We start from the raw sequence: 18,208 nt of genomic DNA, 5'->3' as shown, positions 1-18,208 counted from the left end.
TAGTATTGCGCTTTTGCGGCGCATTTATTATAATAGAGGTATTAATATAGAGAAAAGGAACGTATTTATGCGGGTAACATTTTATACCTTGGGCTGCAAGGTCAACCAGAACGAAACCGGCGCCATGGAGCAGCTGTTTGAAGCAAACGGCTACACCGTGGTGCCCAATGACGAACCGGCGGACGTGTATGTGGTGAACAGCTGCACCGTGACCAATTTCGGTGACCAGAAAAGCCGCAAATGGCTGCGCCGCGCCAAGCGCGAGAACCCCGGTGCCGTCACGGTGCTGACCGGCTGCTATCCGCAGGCTTTCCCTGAGGAGGCTGCCGCCATCATCGAGGCGGACGTGGTGACCGGCTCCGGCAACCGCCACGCCGTGCTGACCGACGTGCAGAAGGTGCTGAACGGCGATGCCGAGCGCGTGGTGGATATCCGCCCCCACGAAAAGGGCGAGCAGTTCGAGGAACTGCCGATGAATAAGTTTGCCGACCACACCCGCGCCTTTGTCAAGGTCGAGGACGGCTGCAACCGCCGCTGCGCCTACTGCGTTATCCCCCGCGCGCGCGGTCCCGTGCGCAGCCGCGATGAGCAGAGCATTTTGCAGGAGCTGCGCCGCCTGGCGGACGCAGGCTACAAGGAGGTCGTGCTGACTGCCATCAGCCTGCCCAGCTACGGCACCGACACCGGCACCAGCCTTGTCGAGCTGATCGAGAAGGCCGCCGCCGTGCCGGGCATCGAGCGCCTGCGTCTGGGCAGCCTGGACCCCGACATGCTGCACGATGAGGATATCCGCCGTATGGCAGCCGTCAAGAAGCTCTGCCCGCAGTTCCATTTAAGCCTGCAGAGCGGCTGCGACAAGACCCTGCGCGCCATGCGCCGCCCCTACACCACCGCCGTTTTTGCCGATATCGCCGCCAAGCTGCGCGCCGCGTTCGGCGCAGAAAACGTCAGCTTCACCACCGACGTGATCGTGGGTTTTCCCGGCGAGACCGAGGAGGATTTTCAGGCCAGCATGGACTTTGTGCTTTCGCAAAAGTTCCTGAAGGTGCATGTTTTCCCCTATTCCCGCCGCGAGGGTACGCCCGCCTACGACTTTGCCGACCAGCTGCCGGAGCATGAAAAGGAAGCCCGCAGCCGCCGCATGACCGAGGCCGTAGAAGCCATGCGCGCCGAGCAGGCCGCTGCCATGCAGGGGCGCAGCGCCGAGGTGCTTTTGGAAACACCACTGTCCGCCACGCTGTTTACCGGCTACACCAAGCAGTATCTGCCGGTTCTGGTGAACGCCGCCGGGCACGCATCGGGTGATATCGTGCGTGTCGCCTTAGGCGAATGGGACGGAAAACGCTGCCGTGCCGAGCTGATCTAATGCCCTTTTGGCAAAAAGCGTGTAAAATCTTTCGCTTTTTCACAAAAAACGTTGCCGCGCCCCTTGCCAAAGGCGCGGTTTTTTGGTAAAATTTTAACAGGAGCGCCATAGCCTTGTGCCGGCGCTTGATAGAGAGCATTGAGAGTAATCAGAGCAAAAAGGAGCAAAAACAATGAGAGGCATTTACACCCCCGTAACGGATATCCGTCGTAAGGTGTTCACCGAAGTCGCCCGCATGGCCTATGAGGTCAACGAGATGCACGATTTCGAGTATCTGATGCGTGAGCTGCCCTTCAAGATCATTCCCGGTGAGGAAAAATCTTTGCGCAGCAGCATCTTCCTGGAGAGAGCCATCGTGTCCGAGCGCGTTCGCCTGGCCATGGGTATGTCCCTGCGTCCTCTGGACGAGAGCGTGCCTGCCACTGCCGGTCTGAAGGAAACCATCAGCGCCGACAAGTACTACGAGCCGCCACTGATCAACGTCATCAAGTTCGCCTGCAACGCCTGCCCGGAAAAGGTCATCAAGGTCACTGCCATGTGCCAGGGCTGTTTGGCTCACCCCTGCCAGGAGGTCTGCCCCAAGCACGCCATCAGCTTCCGCAACGGCAAGAGCCACATTGACCAGAGCCTGTGCATCAAGTGCGGCCGCTGCGTCAACAGCTGCCCGTACAGCGCCATCGTCAAGACCGAGCGTCCCTGCGCCGCCGCCTGCGGCATGGGTGCCATCCACTCTGACGAGCATGGTCGTGCCGAGATCGATTACGATAAGTGCGTATCCTGCGGTATGTGCCTGGTCAACTGCCCCTTCGGTGCCATCGTGGACAAGGGCCAGATCTTCCAGCTGATCCAGAGCATCAAGCGCGGCGATGATGTCATTGCCATCGTGGCCCCCGCCTTCATCAACCAGTTCCCCGGCATGACCCCCTCCAAGCTGAAGGAAGGCATGCGCCGTCTGGGCTTCAGCGATGTGACCGAGGTTGCCATCGGCGCCGACCTGTGCACCATCGACGAGGCCAAGGACTTTATGGAAGAAGTCCCCGCCAAGATTCCCTTCATGGGTACCTCCTGCTGCCCCGCGTGGAGCGTTATGGCCAAGAAGCTGTTCCCCCAGCAGGCAGAGTGCATCAGCATGGCCATGACCCCCATGGTTCTGACTGCCCGCCTGCTCAAGAAGGAGCACCCCAACGCCCGCATCTGCTTCGTCGGCCCCTGCGCCGCCAAGAAGTTGGAGGCCAGCCGCCGTTCCGTGCGCAGTGAGGTCGACTTCGTGCTGACCTTTGAGGAGCTGATGGGTCTGTTTGAGGCCAAGCAGGTCAACTTTGCCGACCTGCCCGACAACCCCGAGGATGCTTTCCACAGCGCCAGTGCCGACGCCCGCGGCTTTGCCACCTCCGGCGGCGTTGCCCAGGCGGTTGTCAACGCCATCAAGAAGATGGACCCCGACCGCGAGGTCAAGGTTGCCAGTGCCCAGGGTCTGGCCGAGTGCAAAAAGATGATGACCATGGCCAAGGCCGGCAAGTACAACGGTTACCTGCTGGAAGGCATGGCCTGCCCCGGCGGCTGCATTGCCGGTGCCGGTACGCTGGCTGACCCCGCCAAGAGCATTGCCATGCTGAACAAGTACAAGGCAGAGGCTGAGATGAAGGTCGCCACCGAGACCCCGTTCCAGGATTCCTTGGATCTTCTGCACTACTAATACGGTATAAGTAAAGCCCGCGCCTTTGCGTTTGCAAAGGCGCGGGCTTTTTGCTGTTATTTGTGGTATTTCATCCCTGCATTGATGGTGCAGGCGCGGTAAAGCTGCTCGGTCAGCACAAGGCGTGCCAGCTGGTGGGGCAGCGTGATGCGTCCCATGCTGATGCGCGTCTTGGCAGCCTGCTTGACGCGGTCGTCCAACCCGTGAGAGGAACCGATGACAAAGGCGATATCCCCTGCCCCGCTGCCCGCGCGCTGCGCCAGCATTTCGGCCAGCTCCTCACTGGAAATCTGCTTGCCCTCCACACAAAGCGCCACCAGATACGCCCCCTTGCGCACCGAGGCAAGAATGGCGTCCGCCTCCTTTTGCAGGGCTTTGGCGATCTGCTTGTCGCCGGCGTTTTTGTCGGCAATGGCGTACTCCGGCAATTCGATGATACGGAAATTGCAGAACCCGCCCAGCCGCTTGCGGTATTCCTCGACCCCGGCGGCAAAGTAGGCGGCGTTCATCTTGCCGATGCAGATCAGGTCAATGTTCTGCATACACACCCTCCTTAAAACTCAATGTACGGGCTGACCTCGTTGCGCTCCTGCGCCTGGATCAGCACATCGCGCCCCGGCTGGATGCCCGCCGCCAGCAGCACGTTGTAGACGGTGGTCAGCGCCAGTTCGGGGGAATTGTTGGTCTGGCTGAGATGGCACAGCGCAAACTTTTTGCAGCCGTCCTGAATCAGGTCCAGGATCTCGGCAGCGCAGGCCTTGTTGTCCAGATGTCCGCGGTCGCTGGCAATGCGCACCTTTAAGTAGTAGGGATACGGCCCGCCGTGCAGGCTGAATGCGTCGTAGTTAGCCTCCAAGGCCACCAGATCGCAGCCGGAAAGGTTGTCAATGACTACCTTGGTCAGCACCCCAAGGTCGGTGGCAAGCGCCATAACGCGGCCATCCGGCGTGCGGATACGGTAGCCGCAACAGGGCACGTCGTGGCTGGTGGGGAAACAGGTCACGGTAAAGCCGCCGATATCCACCGTCTGCCCGTCAATGGCCGTTGCCTCCACCGCGGGGGGCAGCGTTCCGCGGGAATCCAGCGTATCCAGCGTATCGGCGCAGCCGTAGACCGGCAGCGGATGCTTTTTTAGGAAGGTGTCCAGCCCCGCAACGTGGTCCGAGTGCTCGTGGGTCAGCAGGATACCGGCGCAGTCACTGACGGGAAGTTCCAGTGTTTTCAATGCCGACAGCGTGGTACGGCAGCTTTTGCCCATGTCCACCAGCAGATACTGCTGCCCGGAACGAACCAGGGCACAGTTGCCGGAGGAGCCGGAGTACAGCGTAGTAAATAGTGCCATAGATGGAATCCTCTTTCTTTGACAGGCGCACAAAAAACGGGCCGCCGCAAAGGGTCGGCCCGGAAATATTACGGTTACATGGCGCGGTTGATGGCGCTGGGGGGTGCCTCGACACGGCGGATATCCGCGCCCAGCAGCTGCAATTTTTCGACGATGTTTTCGTAGCCGCGTTCAATGTGGATCGTCTCGTCCACCTCGCTGATGCCATCGGCTGACAGCGCTGCCATGACCATGGCGGCACCGGCGCGCAGGTCAGTAGCACGCAGCGGCGCGGGGCGCAGCTTCTTAACGCCCTCGATCACGGCCACCTGCCCGTCCACCTGGATATTTGCACCCATGCGCAGCAGCTCATCCACATAGCGGAAACGGTTTTCCCAGATGCCCTCGGTCACGATGGAGGTTCCGTCCGCCATCGTCAGCAGTGTGGTCATCAGGGGCTGCATATCGGTGGGGAAACCGGGGTGCGGCATGGTCTTGACCTTCAGCGGGTGCAGATCGCCGGTGCGGCGGATGCGCAGTGCATCGTCATATTCTTCAATATCGCAGCCGGCTGCCCGCAGCTTGGCGGTAATCGGCTCCAGATGCTTCGGGGTAACGTTGCGCAGCGTCACATCACCCTTTGTGATGGCAGCGGCCACCATGTAGCTGCCTGCCTCGATCTGATCGGGGATGATGGAATAGTTGCAGCCGTGCAGCTGCTTGACGCCGTGGATTTTGATGACATCGGTGCCCGCACCGTGGATATCGGCCCCCATCATGTTCAGGAAGTTGGCCAAGTCGACGATATGCGGCTCCCGCGCAACGTTTTCCAGCACGGTGGTGCCCTGTGCCGTGGCGGCGGCCAGCATGGCGTTCATGGTAGCGCCCACCGATACAGTGTCAAAAAACACATGGCTGCCCACCAAACGGTCGGCCTTGACGCGGATCTGGCCGTACTCCACCGAGTCCTCGGCCCCAAAGGCGGTAAAGGCCTTCAGGTGCTGATCGATGGGGCGCGGGCCGAGATTGCAGCCGCCGGGCATGGCCACCTGGCCGGAACCGAACCGTCCCAGCAGTGCACCCAGGAAATAATAGCTGGCGCGCATCTGGCGCGAAAGCTCGTTGGACACCTCGGTGCTGTTGATGTTGGTGGTGTCGATTTCGTAAATATTGCGGGTGACCATGCGGATGCCGGCCCCCAGCTCGCTCAATATCTGCAGCGATGCCATAACATCGCTGATGCAGGGCAGGTTTTCAATCAGGCATTTGCCCCCCGCCAAAATGGTGGCGGGCAAAATGGCGACCGCCGCGTTTTTGGCGCCGCCGATGACGACCTCGCCCGACAGCGGTTTTCCGCCGTGAATAACATATTTTTCCAAGATAGCTCTCCTTTGTGCTGCCGGCTGCCCACAGCCCTGTGCTGCACGGCAAAATCGCTATATCTTACATGATTATACACATTATATTATACACCAATTTCACCGACTTGAAAAGTCCTGCCGGCAGAAAAGCCGCAAAGATTTTGCGGCTTTTCCGAAAACAGCATGCCTTACATACCGGGGAAGAACTGGCGCGCGCTGATCAGCGTACCGCCGCTGGATACCTCAAAGTGGCAGTGGTTACCCGTGGAGTTGCCTGTGGAGCCGACTTTGCCGATCTCCTGCCCCTGCGTTACAGCCTGCCCCTGCGTCACACTGATGCTGGACATGTGCGCATACAGTGTGCGGTAGCCGTTGCCATGGTCGATCTCGACATAGTTGCCGAAGGACCAGTGCCAGCCCGCCGCCACCACAGAACCGGAGTCCGCCGCCAGAATGGGCGTGCCGTAGGGTGCGCAGATATCCGCGCCGCGGTGTCCGCCGGGCAGACTGGCCCAGCGGCTGACATAGCTGTAACCGGGCACCGGCCACATAAAGCTGCCGGAGCCGACCTGCGCCACCATGCCGGTTTTGAGCTTGGTGCCGGTGATGGTGATCTTGTTGACGGGCTGGGTAATGACCGTGTATTCCACAGCCTGACGATCCACAGGCACACCGTCTATGTAGGTCGTTTCGTAGGTGATGTCGGCCGTGCCCTCCACGCCTTCCTGCACAACGACCACCTTGCCGTAGGCGTACTCGGAGGAGGTGGAGTTTTCGGTCTCGTAGGCAACGGGAATGGTCTCGGTATCATAGCGCACGACCTTGACCTTGAGCAGGTCTGCGTTGACGGCCCCCGTTACCAGCGTGGTGCCTTCCGGAATTTCCTGATCCAGCGTGTGCAGTTCGGGGTTGATCTGTGCCAGCGAGTCAAAGCTGACGCCGGTGGCATCCAGCACATCCTGCACGGTGTCGCCCTCGTGGGCGGTATACTTGGTAAGACCTGCGCCCTGGTTCAACGCCTTGATAACGTCCGCGTAGGAGCTGACGGATTTCTGCAGGAACACACCGTCCACCATGCGGATGTCATGGACAAAGGCAGTCGTTACCGATGCATCAAACGCGTCCTCATACGGGGCCTTGATGTTTTCCAGATAGCTGCGCAGATGGTCGCCCTCGGTGGTGACAAACTGCAGCTCATCGTCGATGTACACAGCCGTGGCGTTGACGATCTCGTCACTGGCGGTTTTCAGGATGGCGTTGGCGATCTCGCGCTCGGTCATCGTCTGCCCTGCCACGGCCAGCGTAAAGGTGGGGTTTACCTCCCAGTCGGTCTTTGCGTCGTCGGTACCCTGCAAGAGACGCTCGGCCGTAAGGATACGGCCCTGCACATCGTCGCGGGCCTTTTCAAACACCTGTTCGCTGGCCACATAGCCGACGGATTCGCCGTTGACCTGTACTTCCAGCACAAATTGCAGGCTTAAACCGCGGCGCACCACCATGACCAGCGCGGCTGCCGCCAGCGCGGGGAAAAAGTAGGTGGCCGCCGTCCAGACCGTGGGCAGATAGCGCCTGACGCCGCGGAAAAAATATTCGATTTTGGCAATGCGGATCTCCTGCGGCTGCAGTTCGGTGTCGGATTGTTCCTCCAGCGTCTGCGGCAGCTCCCGAATATGCTTAAAGCCCGATGCCATATGCATAAACGGGCTGAGCAGATCCTCCAGCAGGGTGATAAGCCCCAGCAGAATGGGGCGCAGGATCATGGCCAGCAGGTTGCGCACCGTGACGGCAAAGCCGCGCGCCACCGTATAGACCTTGCGGCCCAGGCAGACCAGCACATATTCAAACAGGAAACCGACGCGGTACAGGAAATCGCCCACCGCATTGTCGACCCAGAAGGCGACCATGCGCTGCTTTATGCCGGGCTTTTGTGTACGGCCTTCAGCCTGATGTTCTGTTTGCGTAGGGTTCAAAACAAGTTGCTCCTTTATCTGTTTCAGGGGGCGCTATACCCCCACAAATGCTGCATTATAGCGCATCCGGCTGCCATTTGTCAAGCAGCCCCTCTTTTTCCAGCAGCGCTGCCATGTCGGGCGGCAGTGCGCTTTGCACCCGCACGGGCACATGGGTATAAGGGTTTTGAAAGCGCATGACGGCGCAGTGCAGCGCCTGACGGGCGATGTCCTGCACAGAGCCGCCGTACAGGCTGTCCCCTGCCAGCGGGTGGCCGATATAGGCCATGTGCACCCGAATCTGGTGGGTGCGGCCGGTGTGCAGCCGACAGGCCGCCAGTGTGCAGCGGTCGTTTTCCGCCAGCACGGTGTATTCTGTCAGGCTGTATTTGCCGTTCGGTGTGACGCATCGGCCGATGATGGAATCCCCCTGCCGGCCGATGGGGGCCTCGATATAGCCGTGGCTTTGCGGCAGCCGACCCGCCACGACCGCCAGATAGGTCTTTTGCGCCGTGGCAGCCAGGGCGGGCGCCGCAAAGGCGTTTTGGGCACACAGCACAAGGCCGCTTGTGTTTTTGTCCAGCCGGTTCACGGGGCGGAACACACCGCTGCGCCCCTGCGTTTGCAGGTAGTGCAGCCAGCCGTTGGCCAAGGTGCCGTCGGGGTAGTTGAGCGTGGGGTGCACGGCAATGCCCGCCGGCTTGTCCAGCACGGCGGCGAAATCATCTTCATAGGCGATGTGCAGCGGGATATCCTGCGGCACAACATCGGTCTGCTGCTCAGGCGGCAACGCAAAGCGGACGGTCTGGCCGGGGTGCACGATATAGTCTGTATGTACCGAGGCACCGCCGCAGAAAAAGCCCCCGCCGTCATATTTGACCGACTTGATCAGCCCGGCGGTCAGACCCTGTGCGCGCAAAAAAAGGTTGAGCCGCTGCGGTGCCGCATCGGGCGGCAGCGTATATTCCAGCTGAGTCATAGATGCTCCCCTTTTTACGTCTAAGCCATTACAGTATACCACAATTTGCGCTAAGATGCAATTATTCCACGCAAAAACGGCACATTTGCCCAAAAATTTCAAGCAAATGTGCCGCAATTTTCCCACAAAAAACGACTGGACCGTAAGCCGGGTTCTGTATCAAACGACGATCTATCTTGGCCTTGCGTTGCCGCAAGGCTCACGCCATCACCGGGACGCGCGAGACTCCGCATAATGTCCCATACGGATGTTGCTTCGAGCAGGGTTTACATAGCCGCAAAGTCGCCAGTGCGCTGGTGAGCTCTTACCTCGCCTTTCCATCCTTACCGCAAAATGCGGCGGTTTCTTTCTGTTGCACTATCCCTGGGGTCACCCCCGGCTGCCGTTAGCAGTTACTCTGTCTCTGTGAAGCCCGGACTTTCCTCAGGCAGCCCTTGCGGGCTGTCCCGCCGCCGTATGTTCCACTCGTTTTCTTGGTTATTATACCATACCGCCTTTTCTTTGGCAAGCGGAAATATTTGGCAGCGCTTACACGCGCAAAATCACCCGCAGTACCAGCACCGCCGCCACGCCCGGCACCCCCAATGCGGCGGCGGCAAAGGCGGTAAAACGGTTCAGGGGCAGGTCGATCCCCGTCACGGGCTGCAAAAGCGCCAGCACCGCCAGCGCCCCCAGCCCGCAGACACTGCCCGCCAAAAAGCACCGCACACCGCGCTTTTGCGCCAGAGCACAGCGCAGCAGCACCAGCAGGATCGCCCCCGCCGCCGCATAGATGCCCCAGCTCATACGTTTTGCCCCTCGCTGCGCAAAAGGCGCAGCAGGGCGCGGCAGCGGCATTGCAGCGCGGCGTGCTGGTAGGTAAGCTGCTCGATATAAAAAGGCTCCTGCGCCTCGTTAAATTCGCTTTCGTTGCGCCGTAACGCCTGCATCGTGCGCGTCAGCTCCGCCTTGGCGGCGCGGCGCTGTTTTTCCTGCCTTGTCATGCGGTGAAACACCCCGCCACCCCCTTACAGCAAAATGCAGATCAGCCCGTCGCAGCCTTCGTTGATGATGCGTTCCAGCGTTTGCTGCAGCCGGTTGCGCGCTGCCTGCGGCATGTGCAGCAGCTTGGCCTGCACCCCCTCGTTGACCAGAACGTCCAGGCTTTTGCCGAAGATATTGGTGTTCCACAGCTTGCCGGGGTCGGTTTCAAAATCCGCCAGCAGATTTTTGATCAGCTCCTCCCCCTGCTGTTCGCTGCCCACCGTGGGCGAAAGCTCGGTGCGGATAGCAGCACGCATGATGTGCAGGCTGGGGGCGCTGGCACTCAGCCTGACACCGTACTGCCCGCCCTGCTTTACGATTTGCGGTTCTTCCAGCGTAAGTTCCTCCAACCCCGGCATCACGATGCCGTAGCCCGTGGCCTCGACCTGATCGAGTGCGGGCTTGATCTTGTCATAGGCGCGCTTGGCCTTGGCCAGGCTTACGATGCAGGGCAAAAGCCCCGCCTCATCCACGATATCCAGCCCCGTCTGCTCACCCAATATCTTATAGAAGATCTCCGGCTGCAATGCAGCCGCGACCCGCACACGGCCGGTGGCGGGTTCCACAGCCAGCAGACGCAGCTCGGTAATATACGGGCAGTCGGGGCGCAGGTTGCTCCCCGTTACGTCCCCCATTTTGCGCAGCCGTTCGGCAAGCTCCCGCATGGTTTCGTACACAGCGGTCTGCAGCCAATGCCCCGACTCCAGCAGGGTGACCCAGCCGGGCATCTGCACGGCGATCTCCTGCAGGGGAAATTCATACAGCAGCGCCTGCAATACGCCGTCCAGATCCTCGGCGGTCATTGTCAGGCAGTTGATGGGCAGCGCTGTGTGGTGGGTCTGCTCGCTCAGCTGTGCCGCCAGTTTACGGGCCTCGTCACTGCTCGGCTCGGTGCAGTTGACTAAGATCACATAGGGCTTGCCGATGTCGTCCAGCTCGGCAAAAATGCGCTGCTCGGCCTCACAGTAGGCTTCGCGCGGCAGATCCGCGATCGAGCCGTCGGTTGTCACAACGACCCCCACGGTGGCATGCTCACGGATGACCCGCCGGGTGCCTGTCTCGGCGGCCAGATCAAAGGGGACCTCCTTGTCAAACCAGGGGCTTTTGACCAGGCGCGGGGCCTCGTTTTCCTCGTTGCCCAAAGCCCCCTGCACCATGTAGCCCACACAATCGATGAGCCGTGCGCGGAACTTTACCCCGCCGGAAAGCTCGACCGACACGGCTTTTTCGGGGATGAATTTCGGCTCGGTCGTCATGATGGTGCGCCCCGCGGCAGACTGGGGCAGTTCATCCTGCGCGCGGGTCCGGCGGGCGTCGTTTTGGATATGCGGCAGCAGCATAAGCTCCGCAAAGCGCTTGATGAAGCTGCTTTTGCCGGTGCGCACCGGGCCGACGACCCCCAGGTAGATATCCCCGCCTGTGCGCTTGGCGATATTTTCGTAGATTTGTTCCTGTGTCACAGGCCGTTCCTCCTTTACAGTGCCGCCGGGATCAGCAAAACGGCGGCTTGGGCCGTCAGCTCCTGCGGGGCGGTGTCGGCGCAGTCCATACCGTTTGCCTGTGCCAGATCCTTGGCGCGGGCATGGTAGCGCTTGGCAATGTCAAAAATGGGTTCGCCCTGCCGCGCGTAGTAAAGATACAGCGCAATGTCGTCGGCGGGGTATTCCTCCCCCGTTTCCACGTCAGTCAGCAGCTGCATCGGTCTTGCCTGCAAAAGGCTGCCCGTGGTCTCGATATCCAGCTCCACCCGCAGCCTTGTGCCCGCCTTGCTGCTCTGGATATGCGCCGCTGCCGCATGCAGACACAGGCAGCAGTCCTCCGGTTTGCCGCCAAAGGCACTGCCCGTCTGCCAGGAAAACGGCTTGTCATAGCAGGCAAGTTCGCCCCGTTCATCGGAACAAAGCACATGCGCCGTGCCCCTGCCCTCAATTTGCAGCCCCTTGTCGGTCGGCACGATACCCGCCGCGCCCAGCGTGACAAAGCAGCCCCGAACCAGCATATCCTCCTGCGGGAGGTCGTCCTCCACGGTGACGGAAACACACCCTGAAAGGTCGGCGGTTTCCTCCAGCATACGGAAAACCGTGCCCACGGTTTGGGTCCGGCAGACGGTCGAGTAGGCGTCTGCCACCACGGTGCGTTTTTGCTGCCGCCACACCTCGGTGTGCAGCCGCCAGGTGACAGCCAGCGAGGTCTCGCCGGCATCGTCGCTGCTGATCGTGCAGGCGGGCACATCGCCCCACAAAAGCACACGATCCTCGTCCTGCACGGCGGCAAGCTCCAGGGTCTGCTGCACGGGCAGCTCCTTGGAAATGGTTGTCAGTGCCTCGCTGTCAGGCGGTTGGCAGCAAAGCTGCACCCGCAGCGTTCCCTGAATATGCAGCTGCCCCGCGCCCGCCACAGCACTGCCGGACACAAACATGCCGTCCACGTCCAGCACGGTCTCGCCGCCCTGCAGGGGTACACCCGTCTGTGCGGTAAAGGTCTTTTCCTCGGCGGCGATGCGCTGCAGCCCCTGCAGTTCGGCGGTGCGCTGCTCTATGCCGCAGTCGGCCAGGGCGGTCAGCACCTCACCCGTGCGGAAAGTAGGCACCGACACCGCAAGAATGTACGCTCCGCGCAGATCCAGACGGTGCTCGCTGACAGCACGGCAGTTGCAATACTCCACCTCGCCGTCCACGGCAGCCGCACCCTCGGCGCAGGTATCGGCGGGCAGCTCGGCCGATTTTTCAAAGGGCAGCTTCTGTTCCATGCGCCACAGGCGGCTGCCCGGTTCATCGCTCTGATAATACACGGTACAGCGCAGATATCCCTGCGCCGTCCAGCGGCCGTCGGCCACGGCATTTTGCAGAATGACCGGTGTTATCAGGCATTTTACAATTTTGAACACGGCGGGCTGATAGTCGGGGATGAGGATCTCGGTCTCCACAGGCAGCTCCAGCCGTGTTTCCCAGCGCCCCGCATAGGCGGTCACGGTGTCCTTGAACACCTTGAGTTCCATAAACGATACCTCCCTTTTTTCCGGCAGCGGAAAACCTCTTGTGTATCTATATGGCCGCAGGGGCAAAAAAATACCCCCGCCGCCCCAAAAGGGCAGCGGAGGTTTTTCCTTTATACCTTGAACGTCACGCGCAGCAGCCAACGCAGCGCCTTGGGGCAGCGGATCACAACAACATTCATGGCGCACACCTCGCTTTCGGGTTTGTGCCATAGTATGCCGCACACGGCGGTTGTGTTACCCGTCGGCACGGGTCAGCACTGCCAGGCCGCAGCCCGCCGTGCAGGAAATCACGGCTGTGTCCTGCACAAATTCATTGCTGACGCCCAGCGGATAATCAGCCGTAAGGGCTGCATTTTGCAGCGGGTAGTAGACGCCCGCAAGCGTCACGCCCTGTAAAGTCCCCTGCAAGGGAAACAGCGAAAGATACTGCCAGTCCCCCTTTTGCAGGGTCAGCGGCGCGTTCGGCAGCAGGTAATGCAGCTCGCTTTTGGCGTCCGCCAGCAGGACCTCGACCCCGTTTTGCGCCAGAAACAGCCCCGTGGCGATGTTGGCCAGGCTGTGTTCCAGCCGTGCCCCGCCCAAAGCCCCCAGCATTGTGATGCGGGTATAGCCCTGCTCCAGCAGGTAACGGGCGGCATAGTGGGTGTCGGTATCGTCCTTGACGTGGGGCAAGACAATGGTCTCGTCGGTGGTTTGCGGCCGCGGGGCAGAGTCGAAATCCCCCACGATCAAATCCGGCCGCACACCCAGACGCTCGGCATTGCGGTAGCCCGCATCACAGGCCACCACAAAGGCGTCCGGCGCAAGGTAGCGCCGCATTTCCGACGCCACCGGCACAGCCGAAAGAATAACGGCGTTTTTTGTTATTTTTCCCATTCTTTCCTCGTTTCGGCCTCGGCGTACATGGCAAGATAGCTCGCATAGCGGCTTTGGCTGATTTTGCCCGCCTCCAGCGCCTGACGCACGGCGCAGCCGGTCTCGCTGCGGTGGGAGCAGCCGGTAAACTTGCACTGCCCGAAATACGGTTCAAATTCCGGGAAGGTGTGCTGCAATTCGTCCTTGGGGATGCGGCAGAGCTTTTGTGCCTCCAGGCTGGCAAAGCCCGGCGTGTCGGCCAGACGCCCGCCGCAAATCTCAAAGATTTCCACCTCGCGGGTGGTGTGGCGGCCGCGGCCCAGCTTGCGGCTGATCTGCCCTGTTTCGCGCTGCAATTCAGGTGCTAAATGATTGAGCAGCGTCGACTTGCCCACGCCGGAGTTTCCGCAGAACGCGCACAGATGATCCTTGATATGCGCGCGTATCTCGTCCAGCCCTTCGCCGGTCTCGTAGTTGAGCATGATCAGCGGAATGCCGCTGTGGGCGTAGGCCTGCTGCAGGGTGTCGGCCGCCGCCAGATCCGCCTTGGTGATGACGAGTATCGGCTGCACATCCTTGTACACGGCCGCTGCGGCCAGCTGATCCAGCACCAGCGTGCTGGGCACCGGCTGCACCGTGCTGGCAACGATAAACAGCACATCCAGGTTGGCAATGGGCGGGCGGATAAAAACATTTTTGCGGGGCAGGATCTCCTCAATGGCCGCGCGGTCTGCCGACAGGCACACCTTATCGCCCGCTACCGGGGTGATGCCCCGCTTGCGGAACACGCCGCGGGCCTTGCATTCCACGATACCGTCGGGCGTTTTTACATAGTAAAAGCCGCCGATGCCCTTTGTGATATAGTCCATGGCATCAACCCCCGGACGTGGTCGGGGCGTTATTGACGTAAGGCTCGTTTGTGCCGTACCAGTACACGGCATAGTCGTGCTCGTACACGGCACGCCACTCGTAGGTGCCGTCGGGGAACCAGTACATTTCGGCCCAGGTCGCACCTTCATTCGGGTCACCCATCGTGCCCTCGGGCAGACCGGGAACAGGCTGGGGTTCAGTCGGCGTTTCCGGGACCACTTCGGGCACACCCGTGGAAACATACACGGTGATGCCGCTGCCGATGCGCACCTTGGTACCGGCCTCCGGGTACTGGTTGATGACCGTGCCGGCCGGCTGCTCGCTGGCCTGCTCGACGACCGACAGCGAAATCAGTCTGTTCTTGATCTCTTCGCGGGCTTCCTCGATGGTGCGTCCGTTCAGGCTGGGCACAACGGCCTCGGTCTGGGCCGCCTCACGGCTGACATACATGATGACGGTGGAGCCGCCCTCCACCGTTTCCCCTGCGGCGGGTTCGGTGTAAGCCACCGCACCGGTGGCGACCGTAGCGTCCACAATGGGCTTTTTGGTCACACGCAGGCCCTTGTCCAGCAGGGTCTGCTTGGCATCGTCGGCGTCCATGTTTTTGGTTTCGGGCACGGTGACATACTCGGTGCCGAGGCTTACGGTCAGGGTCACCTTCTGCTTTTCCTTGACGGTTCGCCCGGCACCGGGCGTCTGGCGGATGATGGTGCCCGCCGCGCTGGAGCTGTCGTAGGTTTCGTCAAATTCGGCTTTCAGCAGCTTGTTGTAGTCGGAGGCCAGGTATTCGTCCTTGGTCATGCCGACAAAGTTGATCAGCGTCACGTCCTCACGGTTGGAGAACAGGAGGTTGTTGGAATTGGTGAAGATCAGGTAGACAAGAATGGCCGCACCGATGACAAACGCCACCGCCATGCCCGCAAAAATCGGGAACATGGCAAAGGGCTTAGGCTCCTTGCGGTTTTTCTTTTTCTTTTTGGTGCCGCTTGCGGCGGCCCCTGCACGGCGGGCGCTGCCTGTGCGCAGGTTGCTGCCGGGCTTGGCGCTGTTCACCACGCGGCTGATTTGCTTTTCGGGATTGTCCTGCATATTTCTGTACTCGTACTCAAAGTGAATGGAGGGGTTTTTCTTGAACGCCTCGATGGCATCCAGCATTTCGGCGGCACTCTGGAACCGTTTGGCGGGGTCCTTTTCCATGGCCTTCTCGGTAATTTGGCGGATGCCCTCCGGCACGTCGGGGGCAACCTCCGCCAGCGGGCGGGCTTTATCGGAAATCTGCATAATGGCGATGGAAACCGCGCCGTCGCCGTCAAACGGCAGCTTGCCGGACAGCATCTCGTACAGCATAACGCCCACCGAGTAGATATCGGTGCGGGCATCGGTGCGCTCGCCCTTGGCCTGTTCGGGGCTGATATAATGCACCGAGCCGATGGCCTTGTCACTGACGGTCTGGCTCTGCGCGCGGGAGAAGCGGGCGATGCCGAAGTCCATCATCTTGATGGAGCCGTCGGCCAGCAGCATGATGTTCTGGGGCTTGACGTCGCGGTGGATGATGCCCTTGGCGTGGGCATGCTGCAAAGCGCTGAGTACCTGGGAGGCAAAGTAGACGGCCTCCTTCCAGGTAAGCGCACCGCCGCGCTGGCGCAGGTATTCCTTTAAGGTGATACCGTCGACGTACTCCATGACGATATACTGCAATTTGTCGGTGACCGAAACATCGTACACCTTGACGATGTTGGGGTGATCCAAAATGGAGATTGCCTTGGACTCGTTCTTGAACCGACGCACCAATTCCTCATTGTCGAGAAATTCTTCCTTGAGCACCTTGACGGCAATCGGGTTGCCGGTTTTCAGGTCGGTGCCGCGGTAGACGTTGGCCATACCGCCGACGCCTACCAGACCCTCTATGGAATAGCGGCCGTCCAGCCGCTTACCGATCATATTATCCATTGTTGACCTCCGTAGTCTCCACACCCATCAGCAGGACGGTGATGTTATCCTGGCCGCCGGCCTGCAAAGCATGATCCACAAGAATTCTTGTGGCATCAAAGAACGTTGCATCGCGCAAAATACGCGCAGTTTCTGTATCCGGTATCATGTTGGTCAGCCCGTCTGTGCACAAAAGCAGGATATCCCCCACCGCCACCTGGCAGCGGCTGTATTCCGGCACGATGTTGGCAGACACCCCCAACGCCCGCGTGATCAGGTTTTTCTGCGGGTGCTGGGCGGCCTGCTCGCGGGTGATCTGGCCGCTGTCCACCAGCTGCTGCACCATCGAGTGGTCGTGGGTGATCTGCGTCAGCTCCCCCGCGTGGTACAGATACGCACGGGAATCCCCGGCATGTGCGATATGCGCCATGCCGTTTGCCCCCACATAGGCACAGACACCCGTGGTACCCATGCCCAGCATTTCGGGGGAGGCCGTTGCCTTGTCGTACACGGCGCGGTTGATAATATCGAATCCGCGCAGCAAAAAGGCTTTTTCTGCACCGGGCTGCAATTCCGGCAGTTCCCTGGCAAAATACTGCTGCATGGTGTCGGTTGCAATGCGGGAGGCCACCCGCCCGCCGTTTACGCCGCCCATGCCGTCGCACACAATGCCCCATGCAGTTCCCCCCGGCAGCTGCTGCGCGCAATAGTTGTCCTGATTTTCCTGGCGGCAGCTGCCGATGTCGGTGATGGCTGCAATCTTCATTGCGTTTCGTCCTTTCCTTGTAAAGTCTCTTGGGCATCCTCGCGGCGCAGCTGCCCGCAGGCGGCACTGATATCGGTGCCCAGACGGCGGCGCACCGTGGCATTGACGCCCAGCGCCTCCAGCTCCTTGCGGAAGCGGTGGACGTTGGCGTCATCTGTGGCGGAATAGGGGCTGCCGTCCACGGGGTTGATGGGGATCAGATTGACATGCGCGCCCATGCCGCGAATCAAGTCCGCCAGTTTCTGCGCCATCTCGGAGGAGTCGTTGACGCCGCGCACCATCGAATACTCAAAGCTGATGCGGCGCCCCGTTTCCTTCTGGTAGCGGCGGCAGGCCGGGATCAACTGCTCCAGCGGGAAGGCATCGTTGACCGGCATCATCGAGGAACGCACCGCGTTGTCGGGCGCGTGCAGCGACACCGACAGCGTCAGCTGCAAATGCCGCTTGGCCAGCTCGTCGATTTTCGGCACCAAACCGCAGGTGGACAGGCTGATGTTGCGCATACCGATGTTGACGCCCTCTGGGCAGGAGATGATCTCCAGAAAGTCCATCACGTTGTCAAAGTTATGCAGCGGCTCGCCGATGCCCATCAGGACGATGTGGGACACCCGCTCCCCCGTATCCTTTTGTGCGGTATAAATTTCGGAGGCGATCTCCCCCGGCGTCAGGTCGCGCACACGCCCCGCCTGGGTGGATGCACAAAAGCGGCAGCCCATCGCACAGCCCACCTGGGTGGACACGCAGACGGTGTTGCCGTATTTGTAGCGCATCAGAACCGTTTCAATGCAGTTGCCGTCCGCCAGCTGCAGCAGATATTTGACCGTGCCGTCCGCCGACTGCTGACGGCGGCGTATGGCGGGCGCGGCGATCGTGCACTGCTGCTCAAGCAGGGCGATGAGCGCTTTGGGCTGGTCGGTCATCTGCGAAAACTCGGTCACCAGCTTTTGGTGCAGCCACTTAAAAATCTGTTTGGCGCGGAATTTCGGCTGACCCAGGCTGACGATATACGCCGTCAGCCTGTCCAGGGTCATATCCGAAAGGCAAATTCCTGCGGCCTGTTCCATGCGGGAGTCCTCCTAAATCGTATAAACGAAA

Annotated in this window: 17 protein-coding genes and 1 other RNA gene; 2 read left to right on the top strand and 16 right to left on the bottom strand. The window is 60.6% G+C overall.

Going from position 1 to position 18,208, the window contains the following annotated elements:
* Window positions 1–67: 67 nt before the first annotated feature.
* Together mtaB and Q0I19_RS03625 are read left to right on the top strand one after the other, a co-directional pair.
* Window positions 68–1,366 carry a tRNA (N(6)-L-threonylcarbamoyladenosine(37)-C(2))-methylthiotransferase MtaB gene (gene mtaB / locus Q0I19_RS03630; protein ID WP_294758918.1) on the top strand — a complete coding sequence of 433 codons (1,299 nt, stop codon included), beginning with the start codon at window positions 68–70 and terminating at the stop codon, window positions 1,364–1,366.
* Between the two features lie 172 nt (window positions 1,367–1,538).
* Window positions 1,539–3,062, top strand: coding sequence for a 4Fe-4S dicluster domain-containing protein (locus tag Q0I19_RS03625; protein ID WP_294758921.1), 1,524 nt, complete (start codon window positions 1,539–1,541; stop codon window positions 3,060–3,062).
* A 56-nt stretch (window positions 3,063–3,118) separates the two neighbouring features.
* Here Q0I19_RS03625 and Q0I19_RS03620 read toward each other — a convergent pair whose 3' ends face one another.
* From Q0I19_RS03620 to rlmN, 16 genes are all read right to left on the bottom strand, one after another.
* Entirely contained in the window at window positions 3,119–3,604 is a 486-nt protein-coding gene (locus Q0I19_RS03620; protein WP_294758923.1) for a 23S rRNA (pseudouridine(1915)-N(3))-methyltransferase RlmH, read from the bottom strand.
* A gap of 11 nt (window positions 3,605–3,615) precedes the next feature.
* A complete protein-coding gene (locus Q0I19_RS03615; RefSeq protein ID WP_294758926.1) occupies window positions 3,616–4,404 on the bottom strand; it encodes an MBL fold metallo-hydrolase in 789 nt (262 codons plus the stop codon).
* Between the two features lie 74 nt (window positions 4,405–4,478).
* Window positions 4,479–5,762, bottom strand: a complete 1,284-nt coding sequence (locus Q0I19_RS03610; RefSeq protein ID WP_294758929.1) for a UDP-N-acetylglucosamine 1-carboxyvinyltransferase — start codon at window positions 5,760–5,762, stop codon at window positions 4,479–4,481.
* A 170-nt stretch (window positions 5,763–5,932) separates the two neighbouring features.
* Window positions 5,933–7,714 (bottom strand): M23 family metallopeptidase, encoded by a 1,782-nt coding sequence (locus Q0I19_RS03605; RefSeq protein WP_294758931.1) that lies wholly within the window; start codon window positions 7,712–7,714, stop codon window positions 5,933–5,935.
* A gap of 55 nt (window positions 7,715–7,769) precedes the next feature.
* On the bottom strand, window positions 7,770–8,672 hold the full coding sequence (locus Q0I19_RS03600) for an RluA family pseudouridine synthase (protein ID WP_294758934.1): 903 nt from the start codon (window positions 8,670–8,672) through the stop codon (window positions 7,770–7,772).
* A 128-nt stretch (window positions 8,673–8,800) separates the two neighbouring features.
* An RNA gene (rnpB, locus tag Q0I19_RS03595) (RNase P RNA component class A) lies at window positions 8,801–9,140 on the bottom strand.
* 60 nt (window positions 9,141–9,200) lie between these two features.
* A complete protein-coding gene (locus tag Q0I19_RS03590) occupies window positions 9,201–9,458 on the bottom strand; it encodes a pro-sigmaK processing inhibitor BofA family protein (protein ID WP_294758935.1) in 258 nt (85 codons plus the stop codon).
* The gene (locus tag Q0I19_RS03585) at window positions 9,455–9,655 is read right to left on the bottom strand and encodes a hypothetical protein (RefSeq protein ID WP_294758936.1); all 201 of its coding nucleotides are present in this window, start codon (window positions 9,653–9,655) and stop codon (window positions 9,455–9,457) included. Before Q0I19_RS03585 ends, Q0I19_RS03590 begins: the two co-directional genes overlap by 4 nt.
* A 24-nt stretch (window positions 9,656–9,679) precedes the next feature.
* A complete protein-coding gene (gene spoIVA, locus Q0I19_RS03580; protein ID WP_294758937.1) occupies window positions 9,680–11,155 on the bottom strand; it encodes a stage IV sporulation protein A in 1,476 nt (491 codons plus the stop codon).
* Between the two features lie 14 nt (window positions 11,156–11,169).
* Window positions 11,170–12,693 carry an SPOCS domain-containing protein gene (locus Q0I19_RS03575; RefSeq protein WP_294758940.1) on the bottom strand — a complete coding sequence of 508 codons (1,524 nt, stop codon included), beginning with the start codon at window positions 12,691–12,693 and terminating at the stop codon, window positions 11,170–11,172.
* Window positions 12,694–12,803: 110 nt separating this feature from the next.
* Complete coding sequence (locus Q0I19_RS03570; RefSeq protein ID WP_294758943.1) at window positions 12,804–12,941, bottom strand: hypothetical protein; 138 nt, start codon at window positions 12,939–12,941, stop codon at window positions 12,804–12,806.
* On the bottom strand, window positions 12,928–13,569 hold the full coding sequence (locus Q0I19_RS03565) for a thiamine diphosphokinase (protein WP_294758946.1): 642 nt from the start codon (window positions 13,567–13,569) through the stop codon (window positions 12,928–12,930). The genes Q0I19_RS03570 and Q0I19_RS03565 overlap by 14 nt, the downstream gene beginning before the upstream one ends.
* Window positions 13,557–14,417 (bottom strand): ribosome small subunit-dependent GTPase A, encoded by an 861-nt coding sequence (rsgA, locus tag Q0I19_RS03560; RefSeq protein ID WP_294758949.1) that lies wholly within the window; start codon window positions 14,415–14,417, stop codon window positions 13,557–13,559. The genes Q0I19_RS03565 and rsgA overlap by 13 nt, the downstream gene beginning before the upstream one ends.
* Before the next feature lie 4 nt (window positions 14,418–14,421).
* Complete coding sequence (gene pknB, locus Q0I19_RS03555; protein ID WP_294758951.1) at window positions 14,422–16,368, bottom strand: Stk1 family PASTA domain-containing Ser/Thr kinase; 1,947 nt, start codon at window positions 16,366–16,368, stop codon at window positions 14,422–14,424.
* On the bottom strand, window positions 16,361–17,113 hold the full coding sequence (locus Q0I19_RS03550; protein WP_294758954.1) for a Stp1/IreP family PP2C-type Ser/Thr phosphatase: 753 nt from the start codon (window positions 17,111–17,113) through the stop codon (window positions 16,361–16,363). Before Q0I19_RS03550 ends, pknB begins: the two co-directional genes overlap by 8 nt.
* Window positions 17,110–18,177 carry a 23S rRNA (adenine(2503)-C(2))-methyltransferase RlmN gene (gene rlmN / locus Q0I19_RS03545; RefSeq protein ID WP_294758956.1) on the bottom strand — a complete coding sequence of 356 codons (1,068 nt, stop codon included), beginning with the start codon at window positions 18,175–18,177 and terminating at the stop codon, window positions 17,110–17,112. The genes Q0I19_RS03550 and rlmN overlap by 4 nt, the downstream gene beginning before the upstream one ends.
* Window positions 18,178–18,208: the final 31 nt, after the last annotated feature.

The sequence above is a fragment of the uncultured Gemmiger sp. genome, assembly GCF_934561205.1.
Taxonomy (GTDB): Bacteria; Bacillota; Clostridia; order Oscillospirales; family Ruminococcaceae; genus Gemmiger.
Note: the sequence above shows the minus strand (reverse complement) of the source record. Positions and strands in the feature narration are given on the sequence as shown.